This is a genomic window from Cruoricaptor ignavus, assembly GCF_900141665.1.
GTDB classification, from domain to species: Bacteria; Bacteroidota; Bacteroidia; order Flavobacteriales; family Weeksellaceae; genus Cruoricaptor; species Cruoricaptor ignavus.
In genome coordinates, this window is record NZ_FQYI01000001.1 from 349,610 (window position 1) to 364,207 (window position 14,598).

Genomic DNA, 14,598 nt, shown 5'->3' on the forward strand with positions numbered 1-14,598 from the left:
CTATTCGGAGTAAACTTCGGCACTGTCTGCCTGCTGGGGATTCGCGTGCAGCTCTTTTCTCAGCCGGTCTGCTTCCGGCGGAAAATCTTCAAACATCGAGGAAATCGCCAGCGCAGAATACACCCTCCTGGAATATTTATTCCCAATGGCAACGATGGTGGCTTTGCTCTTCGGCAAATGCGCGAACACCGCGTTGCTGCCGTGCCACCAGCCGTTGTGGTAGGTGAGTTTTTCGCCATTATCAAAAATCTTCATGCGGAAGCCAAGCCCATAATTGTTCACCCCCGGTTTTTCGGTGCTGTACGGCTGGAAAATCCTATCCATCAGATCCTTCCTAAGAAATTTTTCGGAAAACATTGCCTGGGAAAACCGCAGCAGATCCCGCGGCGTGGAATAGACATTTTTATCTCCGTACACAAGGTCTAGCCGGTCTAGCGCAAACTGCTTCGGCCCTTTCGGGTAGAAGGACGGTGTGGCGGTAGCGGAATCTTTTTCCATAAAAATGAAGCTGCGCGACATTTTCAGCGGCTGGAATAGCATGATCTGCATAGCCTCTGGGAAAGGCTTTTTCGTAATTTTTTCAATGATGAGCGCCAGCATCGCATAGTTGGTATTGCAGTACATAAAGCCCGTGCCGGTAGGCCGCGCCAGGGGCGGCTGGTATCGGATGAGGAGATTCAGGATGTCCCTGTTGGTAAGGAATTTTTTGCTGAGCTCCTCCGGCGCAGGCTTTAGTTTTTCGATGAAATATTCGTATTTCGGCAAGCCGCTCCGCTGGCTGAGCAGCGTGAAAACTGTGACTTCGGGATACGGAAATTCTGGGAAGAATTTCGTGACCTTGTCCTCCAGGCTGAGTTTGCCGGTTTCTACCAGTTTCAGCGCTACCACCGCTGTCATCGGCTTGCTCACGGAGGCTATGTGCATCGGCGTTTCGGCATCTATCGGCTCGGTATTAGGCCCGTAGCGGTGGCCGCGGTACTCTTCCAGCAAAACAACATCTGCCTTCGCCACCAGAATACCTCCCCAAAGATCGCCCGCCTCCCACACGGATTTATAATAATCCTGCAGCTCCGCTACCTTTGCCTGGCGGTCGGGCATTTGTCGGTCTCTTTCCGAGAAAATTTTGCTGAAATCCACCTCGCTGAAATCGCCGTACTCCGGCACCGCGCTGACCGGCTCTTTCCTCAGTTCTTCTTTTTTTTTGCAGGAAAGCAGGCTTATAAAAATCAATATTACCCAATGAAACTTTCGGATTCTCATTCAGAAATAAAAGGTAGCAATTTACTGGAAAATGTCGCAATGGCGAAACTGTATTCTTTTAAAATTTTCTTAAAATTAATCTCCTGCCAGGGTGCCGGAATAGAGTTTTAGTATTTTTTCGACTATGACTTTTGCCAGTTTTTCCTTGCTCTCGCGCGTCCAGCCGGCGATGTGCGGCGTGATGATAACTTTCTTGGAATCAAGGAGAAATTGGAGGTTCTCGTCCGCGGCTTTCAGGTTTTCAAAGGAGGATTTTTCATACTCCAGCACATCGAGCGCGGCACCCTTTATTTTTCCCGATTGTATGCCGGATGCCAGGTCTGCAGTATTTACATTCTCCCCCCTCGCAGTATTGATGAAGTAAAAAGGCTTCTGCATTTTTCGTATAAATTCCTCATTTATCAGGTAGCGCGTCTCGGCACTCAGCGGAATATGCAGGCTCAGGATATCCGCCTGATTCTGAAGCTCTTCCAGAGATACCTGCTTGGCAAATCTATCTCCAAGCCCAGAAACTATATCGTGGAAAATCACCTCGCAGCCAAAGCCCGAGAGCCGCTTCGCGGTAGCCTTCCCCATATTTCCGTAGCCTATGATTCCGAAAGTTTTCCCCAAAAGCTCCTCGCCGCGGTTTTCCTCCCGTAGCCAGATGCCGTTTTTTACTTCGCTGGAGGAAATAATCAGCCTGTTCATCAGCGTGAGCAACATACCGAGGACATGCTCGGCAAGGGCATCGCGGTTGCCCTCGGGCGCGTTCAGGAGTGCGATGCCGAGCCGCCCTGCCGCACCTGTATCGATGTTTTCCATCCCCGCACCTACCCTTGCGATGAATTTTAGGTGGGGAGCATTTTCCAGAAAATTTTCATCCAGAGGAATTCTGCTGCGGATGATGATTCCGTCAAAATCGTTTATTTTTTTTAAAACCTCGTCATAGTTTGAAGAAAAGTCATCATAAATTTGAAAGCCCCGAGCCGAAAGCTCTTCGGCAATCAGTGGATGATTCCTGTCCAGCTGCAGAATTTTCCCGGAGTTCATCAATTATTTTTTTCTGATTTTAGCTGACTTCTTGGCATTGGTAATTACTCAAAAATCTTCCTCAGCTCGGCAGAATCTTCCGGCTTCATACGCCCGGAAAGCACGAGCGACAGCTCTTTGCGGCGCTGGGCAGATTCGTACCGCTCTTTTTCCTGCTCGCTCTCGGGCTCTATGGGCGGTACCGGCGCAGGTTTTTTGTCCTCGTCTATTGCCACGAAGGTATAGATGCCCTCATTGGTGTGAATCCGTTCACCGCGAATGGGATCGTCCAGCCAGACATCCACATAAATCTCCATGGAGGTGGAGAACGCACGCGTGACCTTGGACTCCACAATTACGATGCCCCCAAGGGGGATCGGCTTGTGAAAGGAGACATGATTTACCGAGGCGGTCACGACATTTTTGTTGCAGTGGCGCGTTGCAGAAATGGATGCGCAGCGGTCCATACGCGCCAGAAGTTCACCACCAAACAGGTTGTGAAACGAATTGGTTTCGTTTGGCAGTACAATGTTGGTCATTACCGTAAGGGATTCAGAAGGTTTTTTTGGATTCATGGCTTCAAAAGTAAGTTATTCCCAAAAAGGGCTTAATGCAAAATATTCGCAGCCGATAAAATAGGCATTAATTAAAACCAACAAAACAATCAGTAGCCACCACATCCAGCCGAGTTTTTTTTGAATTCTGGCGGGTGGTCCTTGTATTTTTGGGATTGAGTTTGGGTTTATTTTCGGAAGATGAATTTCCTCCAGCCCGAAAAAATTATCCGCGGGATAGGGCTGAAAGTTTTCCGCGGCTGGCGTAGAGCTCCCGGCGAAAGAGCCAAGTGGCGCAAGATCCAGTTGAGAGTTCATTTCGAGTGCAGAAAGCCAGGCATTGATTTCATTTGCCAGAAATCTTTCTGCTTCAGTGATATCCAGATGATTTTTTTGAGCAAAAAAATGAAGGAATTCGGCTGAAGCATCCCCGCCTTCCTCAAAAGAAATGATAGTAGCGGGAGGTTTCAGCACCTGATCTTCCTCCAGCAGGGTTGCTGGGTTTTGCCTTGAAACAAAGGTACCGAAGCGCGGCACAGCACAGCGGCCGTTTGCGTTTAAAAATTCAAAAATATCTTCTGGCAAATTCATTGATGGCAAAAATAGCTGAATTTTGTTAGCCTTCAAAATAGGCTGCTAATGACAGCTGTGGCCCTGCGTTTTGCCCGCTTCATCGCGATCGTGCTGAACCTGCAGCGCCTCTGGCTTTGGGGAGATGTAAGGAATCCCGAGCTCGAGCCCGCGCAGTATAAACAGCCCGCCCAGGAGGAACATTATCACTGGGATGATTTTCAGCACCGCTGTACGGAAATTTTTGGAAATCATTCCGCCTGCGAGCGCTACGGCAAACATAAAGGGCAGCGTGCCGAGCCCGAAGAGGAGCATATAGAGCGCGCCGCCTGCGATGCCACCAGCCGCTAGCGATGCGGTAAGCGCCATATAGACCATGCCGCAGGGCAGCAGGCCATTCAGCACGCCGGTGAGGAATCTGGAGGAGTAGCCTGTTTTCTGCAGCTGCCTCCCAAGGGCTATTTTCACCTTTACCAAAACGCCCGATACTTGGGGAATTTTTGTCACAAAATCTTGGCCGCCGAATGAGAGAGCAGCCATAAGGATAAGAACTGCCCCACTGAAGATGGTTAGGTAGCTTTGCAGGCCGGCCAGCTCAAACCCTTTCCCGAGGATCCCGAGCAGGGCGCCAAACAGCGCGTAGGTAAAAATTCTTCCCAGCTGGTACGCCAGATTTTTTAAAACAAGCCGCCCTGCTTTCGCCCCGGAAAGCCCGAGGGATAGCGCGATGGGCCCGCACATACCGATGCAGTGGAATCCCGAGGCAAAGCCGAGCGCCAGAGCGGAGAAAATTAACGGGGCATCCATAGTACATCGTAATCAATCTGATAATCTAGCGCGTCCTTCGTCCAGAGCATTTTCAGCGTGTAGCTGCCAGGCTTGAGGATTTTTGCCGGAAGGTAGACTGAATTGTTCTTGTCCAGCTTTATTTTGGCATTTACATCATAGCGGCGGTCATCCGTACGGAAGAGGTTGAAGGAGAATTTCGAGTTGGAATTATTGATGCTCTCCGGGAAGCGGATGGTAATGCCGCTTTTGTCCTGGCTGTACTCGGGCTTCTCCGCGAGTCCGTCGGCGCGGTTTTTTGCATCTATTACATTCTGATACACGAGTTCTTCCTCGTAGTAATTATCAGAAACCATTTCTGCATTCTGCTTCCCTATGGGGAAGAGAAAGATCATACCCAGTATAAAAATAATGAAGGACGCCAGGGCGGCGATGATGCCGTGCCCCCAGTGGAATCTTTTAAACATACTTAAAATTGCATTTTGAACGGGCCTTCAAAATATGTTTGATACTCGTCAATCTTTTTGCCCTTCTGGTCGTACACACCGATGGTGATGTTCTGCTTGGAGAGTTTTATAAGGGATTCCGGGAAGCTTACATTTATGGTGCCTTTCGTGATTTTATCCCCCTCTACCAGTATTTTATTTTTGCCGCTGTAGCTTATTACCCCGCCTTCCGGCTCTTCAATTTTAAATGTAACCTCCACTTTTTCGTTCGATTTATTCAAAAGCGTGTAGTTGTAGGTGTTGCTGATTCTGCCGTCCCTTATTACGAATGTGGAACCGGCGGGTTTTATGAATTTTGCCTCCATGCTGCCACGGTTGTACAGCAGCACGCCGAGCGCAACCCACAGGCCAACGAGCACCGCGGTGTAGGCCTTCATTTTCCCGGTGAATTTAAACGGCTTTTCTTCCTCTATCTCTTCTTCTGTTGCGTATCGGATGAGCCCCGGCGGCAGGCCTACTTTCGTCATTACCTCGTCGCAGGCATCGATGCACGCGGTACAGTTTACGCACTCCAGCTGCTGCCCGTTCCGGATATCGATACCTGTAGGGCATACCACCACGCACTGATGGCAGTCTATACAGTCGCCCTTACCGGCTGCCTTTCTGTCCTCTCCTTTTTTCCATTTCGCTCGGTTTTCTCCCCGTTTATAATCGTAGTAAACATTGATGGTCTGCTTGTCGATAAGGACTCCCTGGAGCCTGCCATAAGGGCATACCAGCGTGCAGACCTGCTCGCGGAACCAGGTGAAAACGAAGTAGAACGCAGCGGTAAAGAATATCATTACCAGAAAATTGGTAGGATGCGCGAGCGGCCCTTCCTTCATAATTTTTAAAACCTCCTCCTTGCCGACTATGTACATAAACATGAAGTGTGTAACTATGAGGGATATAATGATGTAGATACCCCATTTTAGGGAGCGTTTCCAGATTTTCTCAGCGTTCCAAGGCTGTTTGGCGAGCTTCATCTGCTTATTTCTGTCGCCCTCTATGGCGTACTCTATTTTTCTGAAAACCATTTCAAGGAAAATAGTCTGTGGGCAGATCCAGCCGCAGAAAATCCTGCCGTACACTACGGTGAACAGGATGATGAATACTATAGAAGCAATGGCCCCGAGCGCAAGGATGGAGAAATCCTGTGGGTAGAAGGGCATCCCGAAAATATAGAATTCCCTGTCTAATATGTTGAACATAAGTACAGGATTACCGTTGATTTTCAGAAATGGCAGAATAAAAAATACCGCCAGTAGAAAGTATGCGACAATCGTCCTGTAATTAGTATATTTTCCCTTTGGTTTCCTTGGGAAAACCCATTTTCGTTTTCCGGATTGTTCCATAGTACCCACGGAATCGCGGAAGGTTTCCGGATCGAGCACCTGTCCCTGCCCGCCACGCAGGTTTTCGTTGATTTGATTTGCCATATTTTAAAACAAAGAAACATAACCCTCCACCTATGCAAGGCGGCGGGTTATGCTTATAGATTTTATATTTTGTAAAAATTATTGCTGCTTCTCCCAGTTAGCCTCGGTTCCTTGAGGCGCAGCACCACCCTCTGCCGGTGTAATTGGCGCCTGCTCCTGGTTAATATGATATACATATGCTGCAATCTTTTCTATATCGTTTCCGGTAAGCTCCCCATTTTTACCAAAGCCCCTCATCGAAGGGTTGTTTGGAGACCCGTCCCATACAATGTGGAAAATGTTTTTATACAAAGATGGTTCCACCTGGTTTATCCAGTAATTATCTGTCAGATTGGGGCCAATACCGCCACGCCCGCCGTCACTATGGCAGGAAACGCAGTTCGTCTGGAAGAGTTCTTTACCTTCTTCAATGTTATCAGCGCTGTATTCGGCTGTTTCCAGCGTTGCCTGAGGCACGGTTTTCATATATTCATCCACTGCGGCTATCTGCATCTTATATTCATCTTCGTATTCCTTTATCGGATTAGCAAAATCTGTAAGGAAGAACGAGATAAGGTAGATAACGCAGTACGCCACGCCGAAGTAAAATAAACCAAGCCACCACTTCGGGAGCTGGTTATCCAGTTCCATAATCCCGTCGAAGCCGTGGTCGATAAGGATATCCTTCTCCTCGCTGGCTGTTTGTTTCTTAAAAGCTGCCTTGTATAGTCTTTGAAAATACGGGGTGTTTTTTACAGCCAGGTATTCTCTTTTTTCCTCATCATCCAGCTTTTTAAACTGTTCGTTTTCTATAAGATCGCCCAGCGCCTGGTTTATCATTGCAACGATTACAGTTATCAGCACCATACCCCAGAAGAACGGTGATGAGAGGAATGCCGAGCTCTGCACAAACATATAAAAGAAAATGATGAGCAGTACGAATAGCGTTAGAATTGTAACCGCAAGCGGTGTTCTCTGTTTCATAATTGTTGGTTTTTTTCGTCGTCATCTAAAGGCAATTCCGCCTGGTCTTCATAGTACTTTTTCGGCTTGCTGAAAACATACCACAGCAGTGCGATAAAGAAAGAGAAGAAAATAAGGAGCGCTATAATCTGGTAAAGGCTTTGGCCGTTACTCAAAATATCTTTAAAGCTCTGCGGAATCACCTTTAAATCTTAAATAAATTAATTATTGCTTGCAGTCTGTACTTCAGTAGTTTTAATGTCCGTACCCAACCTTTGCAGATAAGCAATAAGGGCAGTGATTTCTCGCTTCTCTAGCGGCACAAAGTTTCCGCCCTGCTGCGCCTTCTGTTCATCAAATGATTTTTTCACATCGGCAGCTTCCGCATAAATGTCCCGTACGATTGCCGCAGCCTGATTGTCTGCCCAGGCATTGGCAGAATCAATTTCTGCTTTTGAGTAAGGCACATCAAATACATCCTTCATAAGGTTAAGCTTGTCTACCATCTGAGACCTGTCCAGCGTGTTGGCAATTAGCCAAGGATAGCGCGGCATAATGGAACCTGCCGAAGTAGATCTCGGGTTGTACATATGCTTAAAGTGCCAGGAGCTCGGGTTCTTACCGCCTTGCCTGTGCAAATCTGGGCCAGTTCGCTTAGAGCCCCAGAGGAATGGCCTGTCATAAACGAACTCCCCAGCCTTTGAGTATTGTCCGTTTTTCCCGTTAAATCTTACAACCTCATCGCGGAACGGGCGGATCATCTGAGAGTGGCAGGCATTACATCCCTCTCTGATATAAAGATCCCTGCCTTCCAGCTCCAGTGGGGAGTAAGGCTTCACAGCAGCGATTGTAGGTACATTTTCTTTTATAGTAAGCGTAGGTACAATTTCTACCAGACCACCGATGGCCACTGTGATAAAGCCTAAAGTTGTGAGCAACCAAGGTGTTCTTTCCAGCCATAGGTGGAAGCCTTCCCCCTCTTTTCTTTTGCTGGTAATGTTCGCCAGAGCAGGTGCTTCAGCCTCAACTTCTCTTTGGAATGAGCCTTGCTGAGCGGTTTTTATCACATTTATGGTCATAAGCACCGCACCGATGAAGTATAGCAGACCGCCGACGAATCTCATCTGGAAATATGGGATGATAGCAGTTACGGTATCCAGCCAGTTTTTCCAAACCAGAGTTCCGTCCGGGTTAAACTGCTTCCACATCAGTCCCTGAGTAAATCCTGCGATGTAGAGCGGCACGGCATAGAAAATAATACCCAGCGTACCGAGCCAGAAGTGCCAGTTGGCCATTTTTGTAGACCAAAGCTTAGTTCTCCAAAGGATAGGAACCAGATAATAAATCATACCGAACGCTATAAAGCCGTTCCATCCGAGAGCACCTAAGTGAACGTGCCCAATTACCCAGTCGGTATAGTGTCCAATTTTGTTAAGGGTTTTAGTCGCCAAAAGCGGTCCTTCAAAAGTTGCCATACCGTAGCAGGTTACCGCCACCACGAAGAATTTCAGCACTGGGTTTTCGCGTACCTTATCCCAGGCACCGCGCAGCGTAAGAAGACCGTTCAGCATACCACCCCAAGACGGCGCAATCAGCATGATAGAGAATGCTGTACCGAGAGCCTGCGCCCATGCCGGGAGCGAGGTGTACTGAAGGTGGTGCGGCCCTGCCCAAATGTAGACAAAGATAAGCGACCAGAAGTGGATAATGGATAGCTTATAAGAGAACACCGGACGATCCGCAGCCTTTGGCAGGAAGTAATACATCAGGCCAAGCACGGGCGTAGTAAGGAAGAACGCCACGGCATTGTGCCCGTACCACCACTGCACTAGGGCATCTTTTACGCCGGCATATGCGGAGTAAGATTTCCACCCCGTGAATGTCAGCGGAACTTCCAGGTTGTTAAAAATATGCAGCATCGCCACCGCCACCCAGGTACCCATATAGAACCAGATAGCCACATATAGATGGCGCACGCGGCGCTTGGCGATGGTACCAATCATATTGATACCGAAAATCACCCAAACGATAGTGATCAGGATATCTATTGGCCACTCGTGCTCTGCGTATTCCTTTGAAGTGTTAATACCAAGGAAGAAGGTAATGACCACCGATACAATCATCAGCTGCCATCCCCAGAAATGCACCCACGAGAGCACATCGCTGTACATCCTGGTCTTGAGAAGGCGCGGCATCGAGTAATAAACGCCGGCAAATATGGTATTACCCACGAATGCAAAAATCACCGCGCTGGTGTGCAGCATCCGGATACGCCCGAAGCCGAATGCCCCCTGGGTGTTAATAAGCCCTTGCAGGTTTCCGGCCGCAAGACTTTTAATCGTCGGGTCATCCGTACCGAAAAGAAATTCCGGCAGCTCGGGATAAAATAGCATCAAAGCAGCCGTAAGCCCCAGCAGGAAGCCTACAAGGCCAAACACAATCGTAGCCCAGAGGAAGGCTCGCACGATGGTGTTGTCATACCTAAACTTTTGTGTTTCCATTTATATTTATATCGTTTTTTCGTCCGTCTCCTGCATCCGCCGCCGCAGGCTCTTTTGTCTTTTTCGCCTCATCATCCAGGAGGATGCGCACCGCAGGCGATTCATCATCCTCAAACTGACCCTTCCTGGCACTGACGATGAATATTACCAGAAAAACTGCGGCAAGCGAAACGCTGCAGATAATCATTAGGTAAAGTATATCCATCTGGCTAACAAAGGTATATTGTTTTAGGCATCAAAATTAAATAAAATTTGATGATATTCCTCATAGCGGATAATTTATAACGCTTCTAAATATTGCGCCCTCCAAAATTCCTTACGGATGCAGCCCAGGAGGCAAGGGAGGTAAAAACCACCACCGTGATGGAGCTTGCCGGCATCAGGATGGCCGCCACCAGCGGGGACAGATGCCCGGAGACTGCAAAACTCAGCCCGATGATGTTGTAGAGGAAGCTTATGCCCACCGTGATTTTCACAATGCGCATTGCATCTTTGGACATCTTCAGGAATTTATCCGCCCACACCAGCGCGCCGCCATGCATAATTACATCCGACGACGGCGTAAAGGTGTTGGTGTCTTCCGCAATCGCTATACCCACATCGCTCTGCTTCAGCGCGCCGGCGTCGTTCAGCCCGTCGCCAAACATCGCCACCCTATCTCCCTGGTTCTGAATATTCTGAATATAATCCAGCTTATCCTCAGGGCTTTGGTCGAAGGCCATCTTAGAGCCACGGGGCACTATATTTTCAAGGTTCTGCCGCTCGGCCTCGTTATCTCCGCTAAGGATGTGGATTTTGTAATTTTTCAATCTTGAGAAAAGATCTTCCAGCCCCGGGCGGTATTCATTTTTAAAGACAAATTTACCAAGGAAAATTCCACCGCGGCTGATGTAGACCGCTGTTTCCAGATGCTCCGCCTGCTGGCCGCTTAGCGACGCGGAGCCCACCGTGTAGGCGTTCCCGCGCACCTCCGCCGAGTAGCCCTTGCCGGGGATTTCCGCAAAATTTTCTGCCGGGAGGTACGGATCTTCCACTGCCAGATGCTCGTATAGCGCCTTGGACAATGGGTGCGTGGAATTCTTAAGCAATGATTTTAAATCCTCAAGAGTTTCCTTCGGCAGCTCTTTGCCTGCATACTGGATTTCCGATTTCTTACTGTGGGTGATGGTCCCCGTCTTGTCGAAAACCAGCGTATCCACCCCGGAGAGTTTTTCTATCGTGTGGGTATCTTTTACATAAAAACGGTGCCTGCCGAGGATGCGCATCACATGGCCCAGCGTGAATGGCGCCGCGAGGGCGAGGGCGCACGGGCACGCCACGATGAGGATTGCAGAAACTACCTGCCACGCCCGGCCGGCATCGATCCTGAACCAATACAGCGCCGCAAGCGCAGTGATGCCGAGAATCACAAAAGTAAAATACTTGCTGATGCGGTTGATCACCGTATCCAGCCCGGTTTCCTTCTTCCGGAAGGCGTCCTTGTTCCATAGCTGTGTGAGGTAGCTCTGGTCCACATTCTTTACCACCTCCAGCTCCAGCACCGCGCCCAGCTGCTTGCCGCCGGCATAGATTTTATCCCCGGGATTCTTCGGGACGGCAGCGCTCTCTCCAGTGATGAAACTGTTGTCTATATTTGCCTCGCCATTAATGAGCACCGCATCTACGGGGATGATTTCCTGATTCCTTACCAAGATCCTGTCGCCCACCTGCAGATCCGAGAGCAGCACATTCTGCTGTGAGCCATTAGCGATTTTCGTAACGGCGATAGGGTAAAAGGATTTGTAATCGCGGTCGTAAGTCAGGGCGCTGTAAGTCCTCTGCTGGAATATTTTGCCTAAAAGCATAAAGAAGAGCAGCCCGCAGAGCGTATCGAAATAGCCCGGGCCATAGTCGGCGAGCACTTCGTAGATGCTGCGCAGGTAGAGAACCGCAATGCCGAGAGATATAGGCACATCGATGTTTACCACCTTATTTTTCAAGCCATACCAGGCGGATTTAAAATAGCCCGAAGCGCTGTAAAACACCACCGGCGTGGCCAGCAGGAAGCCCGCCAGGCGGAAGAGATTTTTGTAGCGGCTGATCCAGAACTCCCCGTCCTGCACATATTCCGGGATGCTGAAGAACATCGCATTGCCGAAGGCGAAGGCAGCCACGCCGAATTTTATGATCAGGCTGCGGTCTATTTTCTCCGGTTTTTTCTCGGAGGATTCCAGCGAGATCGCAGGCTTGTAGCCGAGGCTTGCGAGGTATTTTGCCACATCGCTCAGGTTCATTTTCTCCTGATTGAAGGAAACCTGCAAGGTTTTTTTTGTAAAATTTACCTGGGTAAACTTAATATCCGGATGGATGCTCGGCAGGCTTTCCAGCAGCCAGATGCAGGATGTGCAGTGGATTACGGGGATTTTGAAGGTCACTATCGCCGTGCCGCCGTCTGAGAAGTCGATAAGCTTTTCGAAAACTTCCGGGGTATCCAGGTAATCAAATTGGGAGAGGTTGGTATCCGGGCGCACCCCGGAGTGCCTGTTCAGCGAGTAAAAATTCTCAAGATTGTTCAGGTTTAGAATTTCGTATACCGATTTGCAGCCCTGGCAGCAAAATGTTTTCTCATCGAAAAGTATCCGCTCTCGGCCTATTTCCAAACCACAATGGTAGCATTTTTCCTCTGCAACTGTTCGGGATTCCACGCTGCAAAATTAGCCTAAATTTGAATGAGTTTAAAAATTTGGCTACATTTGTGACAATTATCATCTAAAACCGAGATGTCACTCCAGCAACAGCAAACTATAGAAAAAAACCTGCGCGAAGCCTTCGATTTTGAGCGCCTGCGCACCAGCCTTGATCAGGAAACCTACGACCTTGCCAGCAATTCTCTTAAAGAAAAAACCTATAAAAAAGGCGAGTGTATCTTCGACGACGGGGAGTTTCCGAAAGGCGTTTACTTCATCACCAAAGGGACTATAAAGCTCTCTAAATCAGGGACTTTCGGGAAAGACCAGATTCTCAGGTTCATAAAGGAAGGCGATCTGGTAGGCTACCGCTCCATCCTCAGCGGGGAGGATTTCCAGGCGCGGGCCGAGGCGATGAATGATGTTTCCGCGACCTTCGTTCCCGCTGCCGTGTTTCTGAAATTACTGGAGGAAGATCCAAAAATCTCCTACGCAATGCTTCAGAAAATCGCTTACGAACTGGGAGAATCTTCCAAAACCATTACCTTCCTCGCTCAGAAAACGGTACGAGAAAGACTCGCTGAGGTGCTGCTGCTTCTGGAGCACAAACTTGGGGCTGACCAGGAGGGCTACATAAAAATCTCACTAACAAGGGAGGAAATCGCCAACCTGGTGGGCACCGCCACGGAGAGCGCCATCCGCCTCATTTCTGAATTTAAATCCGATAAACTGATCCAGACCGACGGCAGAAAAATAAAAATCATCAACCACGAGAAGCTCAGAAAGCTGGCGCATGTTCAGTAGGCATTTATTTTAATCTTAATTTTTCCATTCACGAAAAATGTCCGTACACTCCGAAATAAAAAAAATCACTACTGAAACCTTCCGGGAAATGAAACGGCGCGGCGAGAAGATCTCCATGCTTACCGCCTACGATTTTACCACCGCCAAAATCCTGGATGCAGGCGGCATCGACACTATACTCGTGGGCGATTCTGCCGCCAATGTGATGGCAGGTTTTGAGACTACGCTGCCTATCACCCTAGACCAGATGATCTACCACACGCAGTGCGTAGTCCGCGGCACAAAACGGGCACTCGTAGTAGCGGACCTTCCATTCGGCACCTATCAGGGAAGCCCTGAAAAGGCCCTGGAATCCGCCGTAAGGATGATGAAGGAAGGCGGTGCGCAGGCGCTGAAACTGGAAGGCGGGAGCGAGATTTCGGAATCACTGGAAAGAATCCTAAAAGCAGGGATCCCGGTGGTAGGGCATCTTGGGCTTACGCCTCAGTCGGTACATCAGTTTGGCGGGTACGGGCTGCGCGCAAAAGATGAGGCAGAGGCGGAGAAGCTGCTGCGCGATGCGAAATTGCATGAGAGCCTCGGTTGCTTTGCCATTGTTTTGGAAAAAATACCTGCAGAACTTGCGCGGAAGGTGAGCGAAAGCCTAAGCATTCCTACAATCGGCATCGGGGCAGGCGCAGGTTGCGATGGGCAAGTGCTGGTTTTTCAGGATTTTGTTGGGATGAATAAGGGCTTCAAACCGAAATTCCTGCGACAGTACCTGAATCTTTTTGATGAAGTCAGCGCGGCAGTGTCCAGATTTGACGGGGATGTGAAAAGCGGTAATTTCCCGAACGAAAAAGAGAGTTACTGATCAGTTTTTCTAATGCAGGAACAGATTATCTACGAAGACAACCACCTCCTCATCATCAACAAAAAGGCCGGGCAGCTGGTGCAGGGCGATAAAACCGGTGATGAATCTCTGCTGGATTTGCTGAAAAACCACATTAAAATCCGCGATGAAAAACCCGGCAATGTTTTCCTGGGGCTGGTGCACCGCATCGACAGGCCTACCTCGGGGCTCGTGATTTTTGCCAAAACATCAAAGGCGCTTTCGCGGCTGACACAGATGGTAAAAAACCGTGAAATCCGGAAAATTTACTGGGCACTCGTGGGCAAAGAGCCGATGCCGCAGCAGCAGCGGCTGGTACACTACCTGAAGAAAAATGAGAAAAACAATAAAGCAATTGTTTTCCCATACGCTACCGAAGGCGCGAAGGAAGCCATCCTCACTTACAGAATTCTGAAAACGCTTGATAATTACCGGCTTCTGGAAATCGATCTGGAAACCGGAAGGCACCACCAGATTCGTGCGCAGCTTTCGCAGATTGGCATCCCGATAAAAGGCGATTTAAAATACGGCGCACCACGCTCCAATCCGGATGGGGGTATTTCTCTCCTTGCCAGGAAGCTGTCATTCGTACACCCTGTCTCGAAGGAGAGTATAGAAGTCACTGCCCCTGTTCCGCAGAATGATGCGGCATGGAGAGTTGCCGAGCATTCAGAGGAATAAAAACATCCCGACAGAATTTCCACCGGGA

The 14,598-nt window shown here is 49.0% G+C and carries 15 protein-coding genes; 3 read left to right on the forward strand and 12 right to left on the reverse strand.

What is annotated here, in order from left to right:
* From BUB43_RS01780 to BUB43_RS01835, 12 genes are all read right to left on the reverse strand, one after another.
* The gene (locus BUB43_RS01780) at positions 1 to 1,260 is read right to left on the reverse strand and encodes a serine hydrolase domain-containing protein (protein WP_073177724.1); all 1,260 of its coding nucleotides are present in this window, start codon (positions 1,258 to 1,260) and stop codon (positions 1 to 3) included.
* Between the two features lie 75 nt (positions 1,261 to 1,335).
* Positions 1,336 to 2,292, reverse strand: a complete 957-nt coding sequence (locus BUB43_RS01785) for a 2-hydroxyacid dehydrogenase (protein WP_073177726.1) — start codon at positions 2,290 to 2,292, stop codon at positions 1,336 to 1,338.
* Positions 2,293 to 2,336: 44 nt separating this feature from the next.
* Positions 2,337 to 2,846, reverse strand: coding sequence for an acyl-CoA thioesterase (locus tag BUB43_RS01790; protein WP_073177728.1), 510 nt, complete (start codon positions 2,844 to 2,846; stop codon positions 2,337 to 2,339).
* 15 nt (positions 2,847 to 2,861) lie between these two features.
* Entirely contained in the window at positions 2,862 to 3,416 is a 555-nt protein-coding gene (locus BUB43_RS01795; RefSeq protein WP_073177730.1) for a hypothetical protein, read from the reverse strand.
* A gap of 45 nt (positions 3,417 to 3,461) precedes the next feature.
* A complete protein-coding gene (locus BUB43_RS01800; RefSeq protein ID WP_073177731.1) occupies positions 3,462 to 4,202 on the reverse strand; it encodes a sulfite exporter TauE/SafE family protein in 741 nt (246 codons plus the stop codon).
* On the reverse strand, positions 4,187 to 4,648 hold the full coding sequence (locus tag BUB43_RS01805) for a FixH family protein (protein WP_073177733.1): 462 nt from the start codon (positions 4,646 to 4,648) through the stop codon (positions 4,187 to 4,189). Before BUB43_RS01805 ends, BUB43_RS01800 begins: the two co-directional genes overlap by 16 nt.
* A gap of 2 nt (positions 4,649 to 4,650) precedes the next feature.
* Positions 4,651 to 6,105 (reverse strand): cytochrome c oxidase accessory protein CcoG, encoded by a 1,455-nt coding sequence (gene ccoG / locus BUB43_RS01810; protein WP_073177735.1) that lies wholly within the window; start codon positions 6,103 to 6,105, stop codon positions 4,651 to 4,653.
* Between the two features lie 78 nt (positions 6,106 to 6,183).
* On the reverse strand, positions 6,184 to 7,068 hold the full coding sequence (locus BUB43_RS01815) for a cbb3-type cytochrome c oxidase N-terminal domain-containing protein (RefSeq protein WP_073177736.1): 885 nt from the start codon (positions 7,066 to 7,068) through the stop codon (positions 6,184 to 6,186).
* Complete coding sequence (locus BUB43_RS01820) at positions 7,065 to 7,223, reverse strand: cbb3-type cytochrome oxidase subunit 3 (RefSeq protein WP_392437316.1); 159 nt, start codon at positions 7,221 to 7,223, stop codon at positions 7,065 to 7,067. Before BUB43_RS01820 ends, BUB43_RS01815 begins: the two co-directional genes overlap by 4 nt.
* A gap of 45 nt (positions 7,224 to 7,268) precedes the next feature.
* On the reverse strand, positions 7,269 to 9,548 hold the full coding sequence (gene ccoN / locus BUB43_RS01825) for a cytochrome-c oxidase, cbb3-type subunit I (protein WP_073177740.1): 2,280 nt from the start codon (positions 9,546 to 9,548) through the stop codon (positions 7,269 to 7,271).
* Complete coding sequence (ccoS, locus tag BUB43_RS01830; protein ID WP_073177742.1) at positions 9,529 to 9,753, reverse strand: cbb3-type cytochrome oxidase assembly protein CcoS; 225 nt, start codon at positions 9,751 to 9,753, stop codon at positions 9,529 to 9,531. Before ccoS ends, ccoN begins: the two co-directional genes overlap by 20 nt.
* Positions 9,754 to 9,838: 85 nt before the next feature.
* The gene (locus BUB43_RS01835; protein WP_073177744.1) at positions 9,839 to 12,232 is read right to left on the reverse strand and encodes a heavy metal translocating P-type ATPase; all 2,394 of its coding nucleotides are present in this window, start codon (positions 12,230 to 12,232) and stop codon (positions 9,839 to 9,841) included.
* Positions 12,233 to 12,307: 75 nt separating this feature from the next.
* Between BUB43_RS01835 and BUB43_RS01840 the strand changes: the two genes are divergently transcribed.
* From BUB43_RS01840 to BUB43_RS01850, 3 genes are read left to right on the forward strand one after another with little or no spacing between them, the layout of a single operon-like run.
* On the forward strand, positions 12,308 to 13,018 hold the full coding sequence (locus BUB43_RS01840; RefSeq protein ID WP_073177746.1) for a Crp/Fnr family transcriptional regulator: 711 nt from the start codon (positions 12,308 to 12,310) through the stop codon (positions 13,016 to 13,018).
* 37 nt (positions 13,019 to 13,055) lie between these two features.
* A complete protein-coding gene (gene panB, locus BUB43_RS01845) occupies positions 13,056 to 13,871 on the forward strand; it encodes a 3-methyl-2-oxobutanoate hydroxymethyltransferase (protein WP_073177748.1) in 816 nt (271 codons plus the stop codon).
* A 12-nt stretch (positions 13,872 to 13,883) separates the two neighbouring features.
* The gene (locus BUB43_RS01850) at positions 13,884 to 14,570 is read left to right on the forward strand and encodes an RluA family pseudouridine synthase (RefSeq protein WP_073177750.1); all 687 of its coding nucleotides are present in this window, start codon (positions 13,884 to 13,886) and stop codon (positions 14,568 to 14,570) included.
* Positions 14,571 to 14,598: the final 28 nt, after the last annotated feature.